The organism is Cellulosimicrobium funkei (genome assembly GCF_001019615.1).
GTDB classification, from domain to species: domain Bacteria; phylum Actinomycetota; class Actinomycetes; order Actinomycetales; family Cellulomonadaceae; genus Cellulosimicrobium; species Cellulosimicrobium cellulans_E.
Genome location: NZ_JNBQ01000002.1, coordinates 323,453 through 343,437 on the forward strand (window position 1 = coordinate 323,453; position 19,985 = coordinate 343,437).

A 19,985-nucleotide genomic window follows, 5' to 3' on the forward strand; every position below is an offset into this window, starting at 1 on the left:
CCTCGGACGCGACTATCTCATGCACTCAGCGGGGGCCGGGGGAGGGGTGGTCAGAGCACGCGGACGACGGGGCCCGTCACGCCCGCCTTGCGGCCCACCGCGGCGGCGCCGGTCACGCCCCAGACCGGTCCGGCGATCTCCACCGACGCGACCGACGTCGTCGAGACCGACCGGTTGAGGTTCATCCCGTACGCGTTGCCGTAGACCTCGAGCAGGACCCAGTCGCACGTGCCCGCGCTGACGGTGAAGACGTTCCCGGTCCGGGTCACGTCGAACGTGCAGGGTCCGCCGTCGTACGGCGCGGCTACCGCGGACGGTGCCACGGCGACGGCCGCGGCGACGAGGGCGGAGACGACCAGGGCGCGCTGGCGTGTGGTTCGCATGGAGCTCCTTCGCTCGGGGTGGTGGGCCTGCCCGGCCCGGCCCCAGTCCACCTCGTCGCGCCGCGCCCCGGCATCCGGGAAAACCCGGCCCGTGACCCGTACCCGGTACGCGGTCTCCCTCACGCGCCCCCGGCGAAGCCCGTCTGCCGCCACGCCTCGTAGACGGCGATCGACGCTGCGTTGGTGAGGTTGAGGGAGCGGCGCCCGGGCAGCATGGGGATCTTGAGCTGGTCGGTGATCCGCTCGTGGGCGAGCACCTCGTCGGGCAGGCCCGTCGGCTCGGGGCCGAACAGCAGGACGTCGTCGGGCCGGTAGGTCACGTCGGTGAACGACGTCGTCGCGCGCGTCGTGAAGGCGAACACCCGGCCCGGGAGGGTCGCGAGCGCGGCGTCGAGGCCCGCGTGCACCTCGACGCTCGCGAGGTCGTGGTAGTCCAGGCCCGCGCGCCGCAGCTTGGGCTCGTCCAGGTCGAACCCGAGCGGCTCGACGAGGTGCAGGCGCGCCCCGGTCACCGCGGCGAGGCGGATCGCGTTGCCCGTGTTGCCGGGGATGCGCGGCTCGTAGAACACGACGTGGGGCAGGGTCGACGGCGGTCGGGCGGCCGGGTCGGCGACGTGCGGTCGCCAGTCGGTGCCGGGGTCGGGGGTCTCGCTCACCCCCCCGATTCTCGCAGCGCCGCGGGAGAGGTAGCGTCGGACGGGTCGACGACGACCGACGAAGGAGGACCCGTGCCCGGAAGCGAACAGCGCGTGGCCGTGGCGGCCTGGGTCGCGGCGTACGAGGAGGCGTGGCGCGCGAGCGACACGACCGCCGTCGAGCGGCTGTTCACCCCGGACGCGACGTACCTGCGCTCGCCCTACGACGACGAGCCGCTGCGCGGTCACGACGCGATCCGCGGCTTCTGGACTGCGGACGAGGGCGCGACCTTCACGGTGACCGCGGAGCCCGTCGCGGTCGAGGGCCACGACGCCGTCGTGCGTCTCGAGGTCCGGTACCTCGCGCCCGAGATGCAGGAGTACCGCGACCTGTGGGTGCTCCGGTTCGCCCCGGACGGGCGCGTCGAGCGCTTCGAGGAGTGGCCGTACTGGCCCGGCCGGTCGTACACGGCGTCCGACGGGGCATAAGCCGGACCACCTCCCGACCCTCTCGTCCTCAGGTCGAACGGGAACCCACCAGATCGACACGTGCGCCCACGACCTGGTGGAGCGTGTCGAGCACGGCCCGGGCCGGGGGCGTGCCGACGACGGCGTCGCGCAGCACGGCGTGGATCGAGCGCACCGGCGCGGGGCGGACGACCGGGACGGCGACGAGCCCGGGAGGCAGGTGCGCGGCGCCGAGCGCGGGCAGGACCGTGACCCCGACCCCTGCGCCGACGAATGCGATCGCGGTCGGGTAGTCGTGGGCCTCCACGTGGAACGGCGGGCTGAACCCGGCGGCCGTGCACGCCTCGACGAGGTTGCGGCGGCACCAGCCGCGCGCGAAGTCGTTGTCGACCCAGCGCTCGTCGCGCAGCGCGGCGAGCTCGACCTCGTCGCGGGGCGCCAGGTGGTGGTCGTCGCGCAGCACGACGACGTACGGGTCGTCGAGCAGGTGGTGCGACCGGAAGCCGCTCCCGGGGTCGAACCCGCGCGGCGCGACGACGAGCTGCACGTCCGCGCGCGCGTCGGGGTCGTCGGGGATGGTCTCGCGCAGCTCCAGGTCGATCCGGACGCCGGGGAAGTCCGCCGTGAGCCGGCGCACGACGTGCGGCAGCCAGGCGGCGCCCACCGACGCGAAGTAGGCGAGCGAGAGCGAGCCCGTGCGGCCCGCTCGCAGGTCCGCGACGACGGCCTCCGCCTCGCCGAGGCGCGCGAGCACGCCGTCGGCCTGGGCGGCGAGCGCGAGCCCCGCCGCGGTGGGCCGCACGCCGCGCCCGGCTCGTTCGAGCAGCGTCAGACCGGTCTCGCGCTGGAGCGCGGCGACGTGCTGGCTCACGGCGGACGGCGTGTACCCGAGCGTGGTGGCGGCGGCCTGGACCGACCCGCTCGCGACGACCGAGCGGAAGATCCGGAGGCGATGAACGTCGAGCATCCCTCCACGCTACAGCGAGACTGAATCGAGGGGTAGGAAATCTCGCTGGTGCTGAACAGTGGGTTGGGGCGACGATCGACGCGTGACCGCACCCGAGACCCCGACGACCACGCCCGTCGACGCCGTCCGGCCCGCCGCCCCCGCGGCGGCCTCTGACCGGTCGGGCCCGCCCCCCGCTCGCGGGTCGGCCGGTCGTGCCGCGATGCCCGTCGTCCTCGCCGTGGCCGTGACCGTCCTGCTGTGGGCATCGGCGTTCATCGGTGTCCGGGCCGCAGGCCACGACTACGAGCCCGGGTCCCTCGCGCTCGGCCGCCAGCTCGCCGGCAGCGTCGGCCTCACGGCGATCGTCGCCGTCCGGTGGCTGCGCAGCGGTGCGAGACCCGTCCTCCCACGCGGTCGCGTGCTCGTCGCCGTCCTCGCGTGGGGCGTCGGGTGGTTCAGCCTCTACAACCTCGCGCTCAACGCCGCCGAGCAGCACCTCGACGCGGGGACCACGGCGCTGCTCGTCAACGTGGCGCCCGTCCTCGTCGCGGTCCTCGCAGGACTGCTGCTCGGGGAGGGCTTCCCGCGCCGGCTCCTCGTGGGCATGGCGGCGGCGTTCGCGGGCGTGGCGATCATCGCCGCGGCGACGTCGTCGGGAGAGCGCGACGTCGTCGGGGTCGCGCTCGGGCTCGCGGCCGCGGTCCTCTACGCGGGCGCCGCGACGTCGCAGAAGCGGCTGCTCGCACGCGTCGACGCCCTGACGATGACGTGGGTCGGGTGCCTCGCGGGCACTGTCGCGCTCCTGCCGTTCGCCCCGGCGCTCGCCGCCGACGCGGGGTCGGCTCCCGCGTCGTCCACGTGGGCCGTGGTGCTCCTCGGGCTCGGCCCGACGGCCGTCGCCTTCACGACGTGGGGGTACGCGCTCTCGCGCCTCAGCGCGGGTCGCGCGGCGGCGACCACCTATCTCGTCCCGCCGATCGTCGTGGTGCTCTCCTGGCTCGTGCTCGACGAGGTGCCGGCCGTCGTCACGCTCGCGGGCGGCGCGCTGTGCCTCGCCGGGGTCGCGGTCGCGACGCTCCCGCGGCGGAGGTTCGGCCCGGCGCCTCGGGTGCCGGACCCAGGAGCCTGACCCGCCCCGGGACGGCCCGCCCCGACACGGTCCCCCGCGGGCTCAGCCCATGCGGTCGAGGTCGGCCTCGCGCACCTCGTGGACCAGCGGCTCCCCGGCGCGGAAGCGGGCGAGCTCGTCGACGACGATCTCGCCCTGCGCGAGCCGGCCCTGCACGGTCGCAGCGGCATGGTGCGGCGTGAGGAGCACGTTCCGCAGGCGGCGCAGCGGGTGGTCCTCCGGCAGCGGCTCGGCGTCGTAGACGTCGAGCGCGGCGCTGATCCGCCCGCTCGCGAGCTCGCGGACGAGCGCGTCCTCGTCCGTGAGCCACGACCGCGCGGTGTTGACGAGCCCGGCGTGGTCGGGCAGGAGCGTGAGCTCGCGCGCGCCGAGCAGGTGGTGCGTCTCGGGCAGGACGGGCGCGTGCAGCATCGTCACGCGGCTCGTCGCGAGGAGCTCGTCGAGACCGACGAGCGTCGCGCCGAGCGCGGTCGCGTCGGCGGGGGAGAGGGTCGGGTCGGCGACCACGACCTCCGCGGCGAGCGCGCGCAGCATCGCGATCGCGGCGCGTCCGGTGCGCGACGCCCCGACGACGCCGACACGCGTGCCCGCGATCTCGTACCGCGGAGGTGCGGCCTCGGCGTCGGCCCACGGGACGCCGTCGTGCAGGGCGTTGTGGAACGCGGGGACCTGGTGGAGCAGCGCGAGCGCGAACGTCACCGAGACCTCCGCGACCGGGCGCGCCATGGCCTGCCCCGCCTGCGTCACGCGGACCCCGCGAGCCCACAGCGCGGGCGTGACGAACGGCTTGACGGAGGCGCCCGTGTGCGCGACGAGCCGCAGCCCGGGGAGCCGGTCCAGGAGGTCCGCGTCCAGGGGAGGCGTGCCCCACGAGATCACGAGCGCGTCGACGCGCTCGCGCGCCGCGGGGCTCAGCCGGTCGAGCGCGGCGCCGAGCGCCCGCGGGTCGTCGACGACGTCGAACGGTCCCGCGCCGGCCAGGCGCTCCCACGCGTCGGGGGCGAACAGCTCGGCGCGCAGCCACGGCGCGACCGCGACGACCGCGCGGGCCGCGGTCCCCGGACCGGGCCCCGCGACGGTCTCCACGCCGGGCGCGCCGGTCATCGCAGCCAGGCCTCGAGGTGCTCCGCGACGAGCGCGTCGTCCGCGGCGGCGAGCCACGGGTACGACGCCGTCACGCGCGTCAGCTCGTCGGCCTGCCCGGGGGAGAGGGTCTCGTCCGGGTCGAGGCACCAGATGCCGTCGAGCAGGCCCTGGCGACGCAGCACCTCGTGGACGCCCGCGATGACGCCCGCGAAGTCGTGCGCCGCGTCGAAGACGGCCGCGTTCGCGTCGGTGAGGCCGGCCGCGCGCGCGGTGAGGGTCGCGAGGGCGGCGGCGTCGGGCACGGTCGCCCCGCCCTCGGGGCCGATGCCGTGCGCGGCGTGCGCGAGGGCCAGCGTCTCGACCGCGCCCCGGGTCCAGACCGCCCACTGCCCGAGCAGGCCGCCCACGAACCGGGCCGTGAAGGTCGAGGCGCGGCCCTCGGCGTCGGTCACCGGGACGTCGAGGCGCTGCGTGAGGTCCGCGACGATCGCGTCGTCGTTGCCCGTGTACAGCGCGATCTCGTCGCCGCGCCCCGACGCGGCGACGCCGCGCAGCACGTCGATGGTCCGGTAGCGGTGGAACGGCGCCGCCTTGATCGCGACGACCGCCTCGATCGACGCGTACTCGCGCCAGAAGCCGACGGACAGGCGCGGCCCGCCGATCGCCTCCTGGAGGTAGAACCCGATGACGGGCAGCACCTCGCCGACGGCGCGGGCGCGGTCGAGCAGCACGCGCTCGACCTCCTCGCGCGAGCCGGCGAGACCGGGCACGCGCGGCGCGAGCAGCACCGCGTCGTAGCCGAGGCCCGCGGCAAGCTCCGCCTCCGCGACGGCCTGGCGCACGTCGCCGGCGGCCCCCGCGACCTGGACGAGCGGGCGCGGCCCGGCGTGCAGCGAGCCCGCGGGCGCGTCGCCCGCGACCGTCGCGCGCGACACCTCGGCCGCGAGCTCGAGCACGGGCTGCAGGAGCCCGTGCTCGCGGATCTCGAACTGCGTCGTGTGGACGCCGACGGCCACGCCGCCCGCGCCCGCCGCGTGGTAGTACCGCGTGAGCGCGCGCTGGCGGCGTTCGTCGAGGCGGCGGTCGGCATCGAGCGCGAGGGGCTGGGCCGGGATGACGGTCCCCGCGCGCAGGAGCGCGGCGACGTCGTCGGCGAGGCTCGGGGTGGCCGGCGCCGCGGCGGTGGAGGCCGTCATCAGAACGCCCCGTCGCGCACGGCGAACTTCGTCGGCTTGCCGCTCGTCGGCAGGCCGGCCGCGAGCCACTGCGCCTGCCAGTCCACGAGCGTGCGCAGCGGCACCTGCGGGTAGCCGAACAGCTCGTGGCAGCGGGTCGCGTCGTTGAGCAGCGCCGTCGGGGCGGGCTCGCCCGTGAACGACACCTCGCGGTCGAGGCCGCGGCCGAGGAGCTCCGCGAGGCGCCGCACGGACGCCGTCTCCGGGCCGGTGAGGTTGATCGCCGTCGCGGGCGACGACGCGAGGCCCAGCGAGCGCAGCGCGACCTCGTTCGCGTACCCCTGCCACACGACGTTGACGTGCCCGGTGGTGAGGTCGACGGGCTCGTCCGCGAGGATCGGCGACGCGACGTCGAACAGGACGCCGTAGCGCAGGTCGACGGCGTAGTTGAGGCGGATCGTCACGACCTTCGTGCCACGCGAGAGCGCGGCGTGCTGGAGCACGCGCTCGCGGCCGAGGCAGCTCATCGCGTACTCGCCGACCGGCCCGACGGGGTGCTCCTCCGAGCACCCGCCGGACTCGACGGGCACGAGCGGGTAGACGTTGCCGGTCGAGAACGCGGCGATGGTCGAGTCGGCGTAGCGGCGCGCGACGTCGTGCACGAGCGCCGCGTTCGCGGCCCACGCGAGCGACGGCGCGGACGACGTGCCGAACTTGGCGCCCACCATGTAGACGACGTCGGCGCCGTCGGGGAGGGACGCGAGGTCGGCGTCGGGCGCGAGCAGGTCGGCCGCGACGACGTTCACCCCGGCGTCGCGCAGACGGTCCGCCTGCGCGGCGTCGGACCACCGCGAGACGGCGTGCACGGCGTCGCCCGTGCGCCCGGCCGCGTCGAGCGCCCGGCGGGCGAGGACGGTGAGGCTCGGGCCCATCTTGCCGCCCGCGCCGAGGATGACGAGGTCGCCCGAGCGGGCGGCGAGGTCCTCCACGAGGGCGGGGGACGGCGTCGTGAGCAGCTCCTCGAGCTCCGCGACGGACGTCGGGGCCTTGAGGGCGGCCGGGGCGGTGGTGCTGGTCTGCGTGGTCATGTGGTGAGTCATCCCTTGATGCCGGACGAGGTGACGCCCTCGACGAAGAAGCGCTGGGCCACGAGGTACGAGGCGAAGATCGGAACGAACGAGATGGTGGCGCCCGCGAGCACCATGTTGAGCGGCACGTCCTGCTGCTGGAGCGAGGCGATGCCGACGGTCAGCGTCCAGTGGTCGGTGCCCTGGCCGATGATGAGCGGCCACAGGAAGTCGTTCCAGTGCCACAGGAAGACGAACGTGCCGAGCGTCGCGAGGATCGGCTTGCACAGCGGCAGCACGATGCGCAGGAAGATGCGCCACTCCGAGGCGCCGTCGAGCTTCGCGGCCTCGAACAGCTCGTCGGGCAGGTCGAGGATGAACTGCCGCATGAGGAACACGGCCTGCGCGTTCGCGAGCGTCGGCAGGATCAGGCCCCAGTACGTGTCGAGCCCGCCCGCCTGGGCGATGAGGATGAACGTCGGGATGAGGGTCACGTGGTACGGGACCATGACCATCGCGAGGAACGACCAGAACATCGCCTCGCGCCCGGGGAACTTCTTCTTCGCGAACGCGTAGCCGGCCATCGACGCGAGCAGCAGCACCGCGACGACGGACACGACCGAGTACACGAGCGTGTTGACGAGCCAGGTGCCGATGTTGCCCGCGCCGAGCACGCGGTCGTAGGCCTCGGTCGTGAGGTTCGTCGGCAGGAGCGACGCGGGGAAGTCGATCGCGGCGGCCGGCTTCAGCGACAGCACGACCATCGCGTAGAACGGGAAGATCGTCACGACGGCGGCGAGCGAGAGCACGACGTAGCGCAGCACCTTGCCGCGCAGCGACAGGTCGCTCGCGCCCTTGCGGCCGCGCCGGCGGCGGGTCGCGGTGGGGCGCACGGGCATCGCGGCGCCCTCGAGCACCCGCCCGGTGGTGGTGGGGTCGACGGCGGTCACTTGTCCCTCCCGATGGCGTAGCGCTGGATGAGGGCGACGACGAGCGTGACGACGAACAGCGCGACGCCGAGCGCGCTCGCGTAGCCCAGGTCGAAGTACTTGAAGCCCTGGTCGTAGATGTAGAAGACGAGGTTGTAGCTCGCCCGGGCCGGTCCGCCGGCGGTCATCACGTAGACGAGGTCGAAGATCTGGAACGACGCCGTCGTCTCGATGACGGCGAGGAAGAACAGGGTCGGCTTGAGCTGGGGCGCGATGATGAACCAGAACCGCTTCCACGGTCCGGCGCCGTCGATCGCGGCCGCCTCCTCGAGCTCGCGCGGCAGGTCCTGCATGCGGGCGAGGAGGATGAGCATCCCGTACCCGAAGCGCGACCAGATCGCGACCATCGCGAGCGCGGGGAGCACGAGCAGCGTGTCGCCGAGCCACGAGTCGGTCGAGAACCCGAGCGCCCCCATGAGCTTGGACCACGGGCCGTTCGTGGAGAACACCCAGGTGAACACGGTCGCGGCGAGCACGAGGCTCGTGACGACGGGCAGGAAGAACACCGACCGGTAGAAGCCGGAGCCGCGGAACGAGCGGCGCACCATGAGCGCCATGAACGTCGAGATCGCGAGCGACACCGGGACGATGAGCAGGCTCAGCACGACCGTGACGCGCAGCGCGGACCAGAAGATCGGGTCGTCGACCATGCGCCGGAAGTTCTCGACGCCCGTCCACTCGGCGCCGACGCCGATGGTGTAGTCGAAGAAGCTCAGCGCGACGCCCGCGATGGCGGGGCCGAACCGGAACAGCAGGAACAGCAGGAACGCGGGGAGGGCGAACAGCAGGCCGATCCTCGCCTCACGGCGCTCCAGGACGCGGCGGGTGCCGCCGCGCGGGGGCTTCGGCGCCGGGCGCCGGTCGGCCCCGTCGGCGGTGAGCCCGTCCGAGGTGGGGGCGGTCGCGGTCATGGGTTCTCCTCTCGTACCGCGAGGGGTGCCGCGGCGCGGGCGGCCAGGGGGAGGGCCGCCCGCGCCGCGACGTCGGTCAGCCGAGCAGCGGGTTCGCCGCCGCGGCCGCGTCCTTCAGGGCCTGCTCGGGCGTCTTCTCGCCGATGAGCGCGGCCTGGATCTCCGGGGCGAGCACGCCCATGACCTCACGGGACTTCTCGTTGACCTCGCCCGCGGTCGTGTACTGGAGCGTGTCCTCGAGCGCCGAGAGCACCGGGTCGTCGGCGTAGAGGCCCGACTCGCTCTCGTACGGCGAGAACCAGCCCGCCGCCTTCGCGTACTCGGTGCTCACCTCGGGCGAGGTCGCGAACGCGGCCCACTTGCCCGCGGCGTCGAGGTTCTCCGCCGTCTTGAGCACGGACAGCGAGCCGACCGTGCCGAACGCGACCGCCTCGGCCTGCTTGAGCGGCGGGAGCACGACGACGTTCTCCTCGCCCCAGAAGCCCGCGACGTCGGCCGGGCCCTGCTGCCAGGTGCACGCGATCTTGCCCTTGGCGGTGTTGGTCTGCTCGAACGCGGGGATCGTCGTCAGCAGGTCCTTCTCGATGTACCCGCCCTCGGCGAGGTCGACCGCGAACTGGAGCGCCTCGATGCCCTCGGGCGAGTCGAACGCGACCGACGAGCCGTCCTCGGAGAAGACGGACCCGCCCGCCTGCCACAGCAGCGGGTAGAAGGACTCGTTGAGCGTCGCGTCGACCGAGCCCCAGTAGTTGGTGACGTCGTAGCCGGCGGCCTGGAACGTCGGCGCGAGCGCCATGAGGTCGTCCCACGTCTCCGGGTAGTTGCCGGCCTCGCCGACGGCCTCGAACGCCGCGGCGTTGCACACGAGCGGCTTGCTGTTCATGATCAGCGGCGAGCCGAGCATCGCGCCGTCGACCGTGACGGCCTTCGACGCGTTCTCGCGCAGGTCGCCCACCTGGTCGGTGACGTAGTTGTCGACCGCGGCCAGCGACTTGCCGTACTTGGGGATCTGGTCCGGGATGAGGTAGACGACGTCGGGGCCCTTGTTGCCCGCGATGGCCGTCGCGAGCGTCTCGTCGCGGCCCGCCCACGGGTAGATCTCGACCTTGACGTCGACGTCGGGGTTCTCCTCCTGGAAGGCGGCGACCTGCTCGTCCCAGAAGGCCTTGTGGGCGGCCTCGTCGGCAATGACGGGGTAGGTCCACATGGTGACGGAGCCGGACGCGGCGCCGTCCTCGGGGGTGGGGGTGGAGCTGCCGGCGCCGGCACCGCCGGCGCAGGCGCTCAGCGCGCCGAGCGTGCCTACCGCGAGAGCGGCGGTCCAGAGGCGCTTCGTCGTGCGCAGGGTCATCGACGTGTCTCCTTGGTGAGGTCCCGCCGGGGTGGGCGGGTGGGGGGTGGGGTGGTGCTGTGCGGTGTGGTGCTGTGGAGGTGCGGGGTGGTGCGGTCGTCGCGCCGGACGCGTCAGCGGGCCGGGACGTCGACGACGGTGCGCCGGTGGCGCGACTCCTCGGCCGCGAACACGGCGAGGTGGCTCTGGAGGGACTCGACGGCGCCCGACCGGACGTGGCTCGGGTCCCCCGTCGCGACGGCGCGCACGAACGCGTCCATGACCCCCGAGTCGCCGCCGCCGTGGTCGTCGGCGGCGTTGGTGGCGCCGTGGTGGCCGCCGTCGTGCACGGTGACGCTGCCGTCGCGGAAGTCGGTCACGCGGACCTTCTCGCCGTCGCCGTCGAGGCACCCGTGGGTGCCGAAGATCTGGGTCTTGCGGTGGTCCTGCTCGGAGAACGCGGTCATGGTGAACGTCGCCGCGCCGCCGCCCTCGAGCTCCATCGCGACGACCTGGTGGTCGACGACGTCGTTGTCGGAGCCGTAGACGCAGCGGCCGTAGTCGGTCGTGCGCAGGGCCTCGACGACGCCCGCCTCGTCGGTCGCGTCCGTGATGACGGAGACGGGCCAGATCGGGCCCTGCTCGCGCAGCGTCGTGAGGTAGAGGCGCGGCGCCGAGTACGGGCACGTGGGCTCGAGCGGGCAGTCCAGGCAGCGGTCCGCCGCGCCCGCGGGGCGCTCCTCGGGCCGGAAGTGCTTGAGGGAGCCGAAGCTCGCGACCGTCGTGATCCGCTTGCCGGTGACGTAGCGGATCCAGTCGAGGTCGTGGCTCGACTTCGCGAGCAGCATCGGGCTCGACGTCTTCTCCGAGCGCCACGGCCCGCGGACGTACGAGTGGGCGTCGTGCCACCAGCCGACGGGCTCGAGGTGCTGGACGTTGACGATCTCGCCCAGGACGCCCGAGTCGACGACCGACTTCACGAGGTCCGTGTACGGCATATAGCGCATCACGTGGCACACGCCGAAGAGCACGCCCGACGCTTCGACCGCGTCCACGACGTCCCGGCACTCCTCCGGGCTCGGCGCGAGCGGCTTCTCGACGAGGATCGCGTACCCCTGCGGCGCGAGCGCGACGACGGGGTCGCGGTGCTCGCGGTCCTGCGTCGCGACGATGACCATGTCCGCGAGCCGGCCCGTGCCCCCGGCGGCCCGGTCGGCGTCGCCCGCGGCGACGAGGTCCTGCCAGCCGGCGAACTCCGCGACCTGCGGGAGCTCGACTCGCGGTTCGACAGCGAGCGTCGCGCCCGACTCGGTGCCCGAGGCGAGGGCGTGGGCTGCGGAGAGGCCGGCCTGCGCCGCGACGGCCTGGTCGACGACGAGCCCGCGCTGGTGGGGTCGGGGGTCGGCGACGGCGACGAGACGGGCACGGTCGGGGTGCTCGGCGATCCAGCGCGCGTACGTCTGACCACGGTTGCCGGCGCCGACGAGGGCGACGGTGACAGGCTGGGGGTTCGGGGTCACGTGTGCGGTCCTTGCTCCGTTGCGATGGTCCTGCGGGGCGGGGGTCTCCCGGCCCTGGCAGGCCTCGTTTGCTATTTGCTATAGCAAGCCTGCCATGCCGATGTTACGCCAGATCGGCGCTCGTGTTAACTCGCGCACGACGCGATGCGGAGTTGTGACCTTCGCGCCGCGGCTCCCCCCGCCCGCCGAACCTTGGATCGCTCCCCAGGGTGAAGGCGTCCTGGGGAGCGATCCCGGGTTCGGCGGGTGGTGCCGTCGGGCTGGTGTCAGACGACGAGGTTGCCCGTCGTGACGACGCGGTCGCCGTCCTCGGGGAACGCCGTGCGGGTGACGCCCTGCTCGACGTTGCCGCTGTGCAGGGCGTACGAGTCGCCGCCCAGCGCGGACGGCGCGAGCGCGAGGCTGCCGCCCGCGAAGGTCGAGCCCGTGGCAGACCACTTGTTGATACCGGCGTCTAGGTTCACGTGTCCAGTGTCACCCGACGGCGCGGTGCTCCGGACGCCGTCGAGCGCCCACGTGACCGGCTTGTCCGCCTTCGCCCGACGCAGGAAGCTGCCGCCCGCGGGCTTCCCCTCCAGCCGGGCACCGCCGTCGAGCCGGATCGTCTGCTCCGCTGCGCCCGCCGCGACGATCGCGACGTTGCGCACGACGCCGCCGCGCACCGTGAGGTCGCCGCTCGCCGTCACGGTCCCCTCGCCCTCGGCCGCCTCGAGCGTGCACGCGTCGAGCACGACCTGGCCCTTCCCGGCGAACGAGGCGTTCTTCAGCCCGTTCAGGGTCGTGCGGACGAGGTGCACCGGGTTCGTGACGTTCGCCTGGGTGATCGCGGTGTCCGGCAGGACCGCGAACCGCGACCCCTCGATGACGTTGGGCCGCTTCGACAGCGCCGAGGCCTGGGAGATGATCAGCGTGTCGTCGGCCTGGCAGCCGCGGAGCTGCACGCCGTCGGCGTTGACCCACAGCATCCCCGACCCAGCGAGGCCGTCCTTGCGGATGACCTGCACGTCCTCGAGCGTGAGGTCGGTGACCTTGACGCGCGCGACGAACCACGAGCACACGTGCCGCGTCACCGTGATGCGCTTGGCCGCGCCGCCCCAGGCCGCGCCCGAGTTGGCGAACGTCATGAGGCCCGAGTTCCCCACGTAGGTGAGGTCGTGCTCGTACTGGCCGTGCGTGACGAACGGGCCCTGGTCGTCGCCGTCGCCGTGGCAGTTCTCCACCAGCCCGTACGACGACGCGGTCCAGTCGTTGAGGTGCCGCGCGTTGGTCGTGTGGCAGTCGACCACGTGCCCGTAGTTGCAGTAGATCTGCTGCGTCAGGTAGCCCGCGCCGCCCCACGTGACCGACGCCGGGTTGGTCAGCGAGCAGCCCGCCGTGCGGAAGAACGTGCTCCACCGGCGCATGACGAGCGGCCAGAACGTCGCGACGCCGTGCACGTTCTCCACGTCGCAGCGGACCGCGTACTCGTAGGCGATCGGGTGCGAACCGGTGTACTGGTCGCCGTCAGGTCGTCCGCGGAACACGAGGTTGCGCACGTGCACCTGCTCGACGGGCTCCACGCGCGTCCACGTGAGCGTGCGGCCCTTCGCGAGCGACCAGCCCGCCTTGTAGTTGACGCGCACGTGGGTGGCGTCCACGATCTGCGTGATCTGCACCAGGCGCTGGAGCTCGCGCTCCCACCGGCCGGTGAGCGCGTTGACCTCGACCGCGTACCACTGACCCACCTCGAACCGCGACGCGTCCGCGACCTCGTAGTCGTCGCGCAGCTCCGGCATCGTCGCCGTGAGGGTGTTCGTCCGGACGTCGTCCGTGACCTTCCCGCGGAAGAACAGCACGGCCGCGAAGGGGTCGTCCTGCCCGGCGTCCTCGATGCCCTCGGTCGTCATGAGGTGGTTGCCGAAGTCGAGCTCGAGGTTCGAGCGGGTGAAGGTGTGGCGGCGGGTGAAGTTGAGGTCGGTGTGGGCCTCGATGCGGGTGATGCTGGGGTCGTCGACGAGGGCGTCGAGCGCGTCGTCCGCGGGGTCGTCGGGGCCGAAGAGGCCGAACCAGCGGAAGTCGGCGGTGCCGGTGTGCAGGGTGTGCCAGCGCCCCTTGGCGCTGGCGTCGCTCGGGGCGAGGACGGTGCCGCCGTTGGTGGTCGCGGTGGACTTGGCGTCGTAGCGCAGGAGGCGCTCGGCGCCGTCGCCGGGGGTGGCGTGGCCGAGGAGCTGGGCGACCGTGCCGTCGTCGAGCTTCTTGGCCTTCCAGCCGGTGAGCTCGGCGACGGTGGCGGCGACGAGGACCTCGGCGTCGGGCTTGTCGTTCTTGCCCGTGGGGAGCGCTCCGGCGAGGGGCGCCGCGTGGGCGCTGCCGCTGCCGAGGGCGACGGCGCCCGCGGCGAGGGAGGCGATGCCGGCGACGCGCAGCAGGTTGCGCCGCGAGGGCGGCTGGGCGGCCTCGCCCGGCGCCGCCGTCGTCGGCTCGGTCGTGGTGTCGAGGGTCATGGGTGTCCTTTCGTCGGCCCGTGCACGACGGCGCGGGTGTCGGTGGGGAGGAACGTTCGGGTGCCCGGGTGGGTCACACGACGAGGTTCGCGTCGACGAGCACGCCGTCGCCGGACGTCGGGAGCCCGGTGCGGTCGACGCCGGTCTCGACGTTGCGGGCATGGAGGACGCGCACGCCGTCGGGCAGGTCGAGGCGGCCGCCCGTGAACCGCGACCCGGTCGCGGCGTAGCGGTCGCCCGCCCGCAGCGCGACGTGCGCGGTGTCGTCGGTCGCCCGCAGGTCGGCGCCGCGGAGTGTGACGTCCACGGCGCCCGCGCCGGTGCCGCGCGAGACGAGGGCGCCGGCCGTCGTCGTGCCCGACGCGCGCACGCCGTCGAGCACGAGCCGCTGGTCGCGCGCGCCGCTGAGCCGCACGCCCACGCCCCGCCACGACCCGCCCGTGACGGTGACGTCCGCCGAGCCGAGGTCGACCGGGGCGGCGGGCGCGTCGTCCGTGCCGCCGACGAGCTCGCAGTCGGTGAACGTCACGGGACCGGCACCGCGCAGGATCGTGCCGTCCACGCCCGTGATCCGGGTGCGGACGAAGTGCACGGCGTTCGTCACCGGCGTCTGGTGCAGCACCGACCCCGCGGGCAGCGCGAACGCGCAGTCCTCGACGACCGTCGGGCGCCGCGACAGCGACGACCGCTGCCCGACGGCGAAGAAGCCGGCCGTGCAGCCGCGCACCTGTGCGCCGTCGGCGTTGATCGTGAGCGTCGCCTGCGGGTCGAACGTCGACCGTGCGACGACGTGCACGTCCTCGAGCGTGAGGTCCGTGATCTTGGTGCCCGCGACGAACCACGAGCACGTGTGGTGCTTGACCGTGATGCGCTTGGCCGCCGTGCCCCACTGGCCGCCCGAGTTGGCGATGTCCATGAGCCCGCTGTTGCCGACGAACACGAGGTCGTGCTCGTACTGGCCGTGGGTCGTGAAGGGGTTGCCGCCCTGGTCGTCCCCGTCGCCGTGGCAGTTCTCCACGAGGCAGTACGCCGACGCCGTGAGGTCGTTGAGGTGCCGCGCGTTGTGGCTCGTGCAGTCGGAGACCCGCCCGTACAGGCAGTAGATCTGCTGCGTGAGGTAGCCGGCGCCGCCGTAGAAGACCGTCGGGGGGTTGGCGACCGAGCACCGCTCGGTCACGAAGTGGGTGTTCCAGCGCCGCATGATCACGGGCCACCACGTGCGGTGGCCGTGCACGTCCGAGACGTCGCAGCGCACCGCGTACTCGAACGCGACGGGGTGGGAGCCGGTCATCTCGCGGTCGTCGGGCAGCTCGCCGTTCGCCGGGCCGTCGAAGGGCCCGGAGCCGTGGAACGTCATCGCGCGCACGTGCACCTGCTCGACGGGCTCGACGCGCGTCCAGGTGAGCACGCGCCCGGCGGGCAGCTCCCAGCCGTTCTTGTAGTCGACGCGCACGTGCGTCGCGTCGAGCACCTGCGTGACCTGGACGAGGCGCTGGAGCTCGCGCTCGTCGCCTCCGCCCCCGGGGCGCTCGTCCGAGCGCAGCGCCCACCACTGCCCGACGGCGAACGCGCCCGCGTCCGCGACCTCGAAGACGTCGGCGAGGTCGGGGAGGGTGGCGGCGAGCGTGCGCTGCTGCGTCTCGTCGGTCACCCGCCCCTGGAAGAACAGGACCGCGCCGAACGGGTTGTCGTGCGCGTTGCGCTCGATGCCCTCGCTCGTGACCGTGTTGCCGCCGAAGTCGAGCTCGAGGTTCGAGCGCGTGAACGTGTGGCGGCGGGTGAAGTTGAGGTCGGTGTGGGCCTCGATGCGGGTGATGCTCGGGTCGTCGACGAGGGCGTCGAGCGCGGCGTCGGCGGGGTTCTCCGGGCCGAAGAGGCCGAACCAGCGGAAGTCGGCGGTGCCGGTGTGCAGGGTGTGCCAGCGGCCCGTGGTCGTGGCGTCGGCGGGGGCGAGGACGGTGCCGCCGTTCGGTGCGGCGGTGGACTTCGCGTCGTAGCGCACGAGGCGGGCGGCGCCGTCGCCCGCGGCGGCGTGGCCGAGGAGCTGGGCGACCGTGCCGTCGTCGACCTTCTTGGCCTTCCAACCGGTGAGCTCGGCGACGGTGGCGGCGACGAGGACCTCGGCGTCGGGCTTGTCGTCGTTCTTGGCGCCGAGCGGTGCGCCGGCGAGGGGCGTGGCGTGGGCGCTGCCGGTGCCGAGGGCGACGGCGCCTGCGGCGAGGGAGGCGATACCGGCCACGCGCAGCAGGCTGCGCCGCGACGGGGGCGGGGCGTCGACCGCCGGCTCGGGTTGGCCGAGGGTCGGGGACGCGGGGCGGGTCTGGGATCGGGGAGTGGACAACTCGGGCACCCTTCGGGACGTCGGGAGGACGCCGTGCGGGCGGGCGACGCGAAGGCTCCGGCGGCCCGGGGCTGCGGGGTGTTCCGGGGGAGCGGTGCTGCGGGGGTCGTGCGGTTCCGGTGCTGGGTCGGGGTCAGCGGGTTCGTGCGCGTCGTTGCGACGGTGAACCGGACTCTCGGAGAGTAGCCAAATGCTATGGCATCGTCAAGAGATGGACGATGCGTGTCGATGCAGGTCAGAGAGAGTGTGAGCGGCCCCTGAATGCCATAGCAAAATGCGACGCGACCTGCGCGGACCGCTCGTGTGATCGCGGTTCAGGGCCAGGGCGGCGACGCGCCGACCTGCGAGCCGCTGCCCGACCCGACCCGTGATCGCTCATCGGCCGCGGTAGCGCTTGGCCACGTAGGCGGGCACCGCGAGGGACCAGTAGAGGATGGAGACGACTCCGATGGGAGCCATGTATGCCGGCTCGCTCCGGCCTCCCATCAGGTACACGACCGCCGCGACGACGGAGACGACCCCCACCCAGCCGAGGAAGAGCGGCCCTGTGCGGACCGGCGCCGCACCGGCCACGTCCCGCAACCAGCTCTCGTACCATCCCGATGGCTTGTCGGGTTCGCGATCGGCCATGGCCGGAAGTGTGGCACGGCGGTCGCTCGACGTGTGTCGTCCCCGGGCGCGGAGGACTGGCGATCGGCGGGCGCTTCACCACTAGCCCGCAGCCCGGTGCGCTCCTCCTCGCCGGGGCCTCCATGCTGTAGATTGCCGACGTGGCGAGCTCTGCGGAACAGGTCTACTGCGACTGGTGCGGCGGACCGCTCTCCGCGGAGTCGGCGGACCGTTCTCGTTGGCTCGGGCTGACTTCCGAGGATGCCTGGGCGTGCGCGACGTGCATCGACAAGGGGCTCTACCGGGTTCCTCCTGACGGCTGGGACGGCCCCTTGGAGGAGTGGCTCGCGCGCGACCAGTACGTCCTGAGCGTTGATGATCGCTCCGCGATAGTCAACGCACTGACCGAGGTCTGCTACGGCCCCGAAGCGATCGAGGACTGGGAGTTCGAGGTGCGCATGGGGATCTCGCGAGACGAGGCGGGTCAAGTGTTGCGACGGATCGCAGGGAGATGAGCGCCAGTCCGCAGAGAGGCGATGGCAATCCCGCTCGGCACCCGCGCTGCGGACAAGGGTGTGCCTGTCGGACCGACCGTGGAAGACGCGCTCTGGCTTGTTCCCCGGCGGATACCACGACCAGGCGCTCGGCGTTTGCCTGACACACGTCTGGGTAGATTGAGCGCCGTGGCGAGAAAGACCAGGAAGGCACCAGTGCTGCGGTTCTCGGGGCCTCCCAGCGCAGACCCGGCAGCGCTGCATCGCGCGCTCGCCGGGGCAGTCAGAGCGGACATCACGGTCGGCGGATACCTCGTCTTCGCGATGAACCCCGCCGAGGATGTTCTTGATCATGCGACGCTGAAGAGGGTCTCGATCCTCCGCCGGGGCCGGACAGCCTCGACGAGCGGCGTCGATGACCTCGGTGAACTCATCGACGCGTTGCGGGTCACCGAGGTCACCGACTTCCTGTGCATGTGCACAGGTGATTTCGTCATCGAGTTCTACGACAAGCACGACGGCCTCATCGAGGTCGTTCGCGTCGACCTGCCTTCCAGGGTCGAGTCGCGACACTGGGCCGGCGCCGCCTATCTCGCCGAGCCTGCGCGCCTCGTCACATGGCTCGACGCCCATGGTCTGGAGTCGAGCTAGGGCGTGACTCCTCGGTCATCGGTCGGTTCTAGTCTTCGTCAGCCACCCAGTAGCACGCCGAGCGCGACGTCCCGAGGATCACGATGCCGCCGTCGATGGTGTAGTCAGTAGCGGGCATCCATGAGGCAAGGTGGCTGCCCGGGAGGCCCTTCGTGTTCGTGGCGTAGCGCGTCTCGTCGGTGCCGCACGAGCGGATGAACTCCCGAGCGAGCCGCCGTGCTCGGTGCTCGGGCATGTGTTCGTCGCTATAGGCCAGGCCGGTACGCAGGACATGTGCGAGTACCTGCTCGGCGCGATCAGCATCAATCTCGATCCAGCAGTCCCCCAGAGGCCTCAGTCCGGCCGCCAACGCGACGCCATCGAAGTCATGTTGGGGCGCCGCGTCCCACACGAGCCACACACGCTCTGCAGGACGGTCGCGCATGTGCTGTGCGATGTTCTCGTCCATCGGGCCCCACCATAAGGGCGACCTGCGCGTCCCATCGTCACGGTGAATGTGTCGACCCCATCCTCGCGCTGCGCCTGCCGGCGATTGCTTGTGCCCGAGATAACGGTCAGAGGTAGTCGCCCGGCCAATGAAAGCCCACCCCGGCTGCGGCGGCCTCCCGCAGACGGGCGACGACGTCGACCCCCGCGCGAACTGGACGGAGCATCCCGGTCGTGTCCGTCCCCGGCGTCGGCGCGTCGAGGACCGCCGCGGCGAAGCGCTCGGCGAGCGGGTGCGCGGGCAGCCGGACCTCGACGGTGGCAGAGCCGTGCAGGTGCGCGCGGTGGAGCGTGGTGCGCGCGAGGGCGTCGACGACGTCGTGCGCGCGGTCCGACGCCGGGTCGACGCCGAGCTCGCGGACCTTCAGCACGTCCGGCTCGGGCTCGAGGACGAGGTAGCCCACGACCTCCCCGTCGGCGGCCCGTGCGGTGAACACCTCGGCGCCGGAGTACCAGAGCGGGATGCGCTGCTCCCAGTGCTCGGCGGTGCGTCGGATGGCGAGGGGACGCGGTCCGCCCGCCACGGTGTCGAACGCGTCGTGCAGCACGGCGAGCTGCTCGCGCCCCAGCGCGACCGACCACGCGGGCCACGGGACGCCGGGCAGGCGGTCGGTGCGGACCCGCACGGCGCCGTCGTTCACGAGGTCCGACGGGGCGGTGTCCGTCGGGAGCGCACCGTCGTCGAGGTCTTCCCGCCCGGTGTCCGGCTCGTCGACCTGACGCGGCGCGCCGCGCAGGAGCGGCACGTCGAACGTCTCGAAGCCGCTCGACCGGTAGACGTCGGGGGTGCCGGTGAACAGCAGCGCGACGTGCGTGCCGGCACGCTCCATCTGCTCGACGGCCCGGGAGAGCAGCGCCCGGACGAGGCCCCGGCCGCGGGCTTCAGGGGCGGTCGCGACGTTGGCGACGCCGCCGGCCCGCAGCGTGTCGCCATCTGGCCCGCCGACCTCGCGCGGCGTCCAGTACACCGAGCCGACCACCCCGCCGTGGAGCGGGTCGACGGCGACGTGCGTGCGGTCGAGCCGACCGTCGTCGGTCTCGTAGACCGGCACCATGAGCGGCGCGTCGAACGCGCGGTCCCACAGCGCGTAGAGGGAGGGGACGTCGTCGGGCGTGGCGGTGCGCAGATGCATGGCCGTCCAGGGTCGCGTGCCGGTGTTGACGGGATGCTATAGCAAAAGTAGGGTCGCGGGACGACCGTCGGCGTGCGACGCGACGGACCGTGCGGGCCGGGCTGGGCACGCACGACACCCCGGGCGGCGGCGTGCCGCCACCCGGG

Annotated in this window: 19 protein-coding genes; 4 read left to right on the forward strand and 15 right to left on the reverse strand. The window is 73.1% G+C overall.

What is annotated here, in order from left to right; translation table 11 throughout:
- Nucleotides 1-50: 50 nt before the first annotated feature.
- Both FB00_RS03865 and FB00_RS03870 read right to left on the reverse strand, forming a co-directional pair.
- Nucleotides 51-383, reverse strand: a complete 333-nt coding sequence (locus FB00_RS03865) for a hypothetical protein (RefSeq protein WP_047231495.1) — start codon at nt 381-383, stop codon at nt 51-53.
- A gap of 119 nt (nt 384-502) precedes the next feature.
- Nucleotides 503-964: a tRNA (cytidine(34)-2'-O)-methyltransferase gene (locus tag FB00_RS03870; RefSeq protein WP_047231663.1), complete on the reverse strand. Its 462-nt coding sequence runs from the start codon at nt 962-964 to the stop codon at nt 503-505.
- A gap of 147 nt (nt 965-1,111) precedes the next feature.
- Between FB00_RS03870 and FB00_RS03875 the strand changes: the two genes are divergently transcribed.
- On the forward strand, nt 1,112-1,507 hold the full coding sequence (locus tag FB00_RS03875; RefSeq protein WP_231581700.1) for a YybH family protein: 396 nt from the start codon (nt 1,112-1,114) through the stop codon (nt 1,505-1,507).
- Nucleotides 1,508-1,535: 28 nt separating this feature from the next.
- Here the strand turns inward: FB00_RS03875 and FB00_RS03880 are convergent, their stop codons facing one another.
- Nucleotides 1,536-2,453, reverse strand: coding sequence for a LysR family transcriptional regulator (locus tag FB00_RS03880; RefSeq protein ID WP_047231496.1), 918 nt, complete (start codon nt 2,451-2,453; stop codon nt 1,536-1,538).
- Between the two features lie 82 nt (nt 2,454-2,535).
- Here FB00_RS03880 and FB00_RS03885 point away from each other — a divergent pair, with 82 nt between their 5' ends.
- Nucleotides 2,536-3,564, forward strand: a complete 1,029-nt coding sequence (locus FB00_RS03885; protein ID WP_052877412.1) for a DMT family transporter — start codon at nt 2,536-2,538, stop codon at nt 3,562-3,564.
- Between the two features lie 42 nt (nt 3,565-3,606).
- On the opposite strand, the gene FB00_RS03890 is transcribed toward FB00_RS03885, so the two are convergent.
- The 10 genes from FB00_RS03890 to FB00_RS03935 form a co-directional block, all read right to left on the reverse strand.
- Entirely contained in the window at nt 3,607-4,668 is a 1,062-nt protein-coding gene (locus tag FB00_RS03890) for a hydroxyacid dehydrogenase (protein ID WP_047231497.1), read from the reverse strand.
- The gene (locus FB00_RS03895; protein ID WP_197088734.1) at nt 4,665-5,846 is read right to left on the reverse strand and encodes a dihydrodipicolinate synthase family protein; all 1,182 of its coding nucleotides are present in this window, start codon (nt 5,844-5,846) and stop codon (nt 4,665-4,667) included. Before FB00_RS03895 ends, FB00_RS03890 begins: the two co-directional genes overlap by 4 nt.
- Entirely contained in the window at nt 5,846-6,913 is a 1,068-nt protein-coding gene (locus tag FB00_RS03900) for an NAD-dependent epimerase/dehydratase family protein (RefSeq protein WP_047231498.1), read from the reverse strand. The genes FB00_RS03895 and FB00_RS03900 overlap by 1 nt, the downstream gene beginning before the upstream one ends.
- Nucleotides 6,914-6,921: 8 nt before the next feature.
- Nucleotides 6,922-7,842, reverse strand: a complete 921-nt coding sequence (locus FB00_RS03905; protein WP_231581701.1) for a carbohydrate ABC transporter permease — start codon at nt 7,840-7,842, stop codon at nt 6,922-6,924.
- Nucleotides 7,839-8,792, reverse strand: coding sequence for a carbohydrate ABC transporter permease (locus FB00_RS03910; RefSeq protein ID WP_082140951.1), 954 nt, complete (start codon nt 8,790-8,792; stop codon nt 7,839-7,841). The genes FB00_RS03905 and FB00_RS03910 overlap by 4 nt, the downstream gene beginning before the upstream one ends.
- A 76-nt stretch (nt 8,793-8,868) precedes the next feature.
- Nucleotides 8,869-10,143 carry an ABC transporter substrate-binding protein gene (locus tag FB00_RS03915; RefSeq protein WP_047231499.1) on the reverse strand — a complete coding sequence of 425 codons (1,275 nt, stop codon included), beginning with the start codon at nt 10,141-10,143 and terminating at the stop codon, nt 8,869-8,871.
- 113 nt (nt 10,144-10,256) lie between these two features.
- The gene (locus FB00_RS03920; RefSeq protein WP_047231500.1) at nt 10,257-11,642 is read right to left on the reverse strand and encodes a Gfo/Idh/MocA family protein; all 1,386 of its coding nucleotides are present in this window, start codon (nt 11,640-11,642) and stop codon (nt 10,257-10,259) included.
- A 266-nt stretch (nt 11,643-11,908) separates the two neighbouring features.
- Nucleotides 11,909-14,125: a peptidase C14 gene (locus FB00_RS03925; RefSeq protein ID WP_197088735.1), complete on the reverse strand. Its 2,217-nt coding sequence runs from the start codon at nt 14,123-14,125 to the stop codon at nt 11,909-11,911.
- A 73-nt stretch (nt 14,126-14,198) separates the two neighbouring features.
- Nucleotides 14,199-16,364, reverse strand: a complete 2,166-nt coding sequence (locus FB00_RS03930; protein ID WP_231581702.1) for a peptidase C14 — start codon at nt 16,362-16,364, stop codon at nt 14,199-14,201.
- Between the two features lie 477 nt (nt 16,365-16,841).
- Complete coding sequence (locus FB00_RS03935) at nt 16,842-17,096, reverse strand: hypothetical protein (RefSeq protein WP_047231501.1); 255 nt, start codon at nt 17,094-17,096, stop codon at nt 16,842-16,844.
- 140 nt (nt 17,097-17,236) lie between these two features.
- Between FB00_RS03935 and FB00_RS03940 the strand changes: the two genes are divergently transcribed.
- The gene (locus FB00_RS03940) at nt 17,237-17,590 is read left to right on the forward strand and encodes a hypothetical protein (protein ID WP_047231502.1); all 354 of its coding nucleotides are present in this window, start codon (nt 17,237-17,239) and stop codon (nt 17,588-17,590) included.
- Nucleotides 17,591-17,758: 168 nt separating this feature from the next.
- Nucleotides 17,759-18,220: a hypothetical protein gene (locus tag FB00_RS03945; protein WP_156186288.1), complete on the forward strand. Its 462-nt coding sequence runs from the start codon at nt 17,759-17,761 to the stop codon at nt 18,218-18,220.
- Nucleotides 18,221-18,248: 28 nt separating this feature from the next.
- Here FB00_RS03945 and FB00_RS03950 read toward each other — a convergent pair whose 3' ends face one another.
- Together FB00_RS03950 and FB00_RS20905 are read right to left on the reverse strand one after the other, a co-directional pair.
- Entirely contained in the window at nt 18,249-18,668 is a 420-nt protein-coding gene (locus FB00_RS03950) for a hypothetical protein (protein WP_047231504.1), read from the reverse strand.
- 106 nt (nt 18,669-18,774) lie between these two features.
- On the reverse strand, nt 18,775-19,839 hold the full coding sequence (locus FB00_RS20905) for a GNAT family N-acetyltransferase (protein WP_052877413.1): 1,065 nt from the start codon (nt 19,837-19,839) through the stop codon (nt 18,775-18,777).
- Nucleotides 19,840-19,985: the final 146 nt, after the last annotated feature.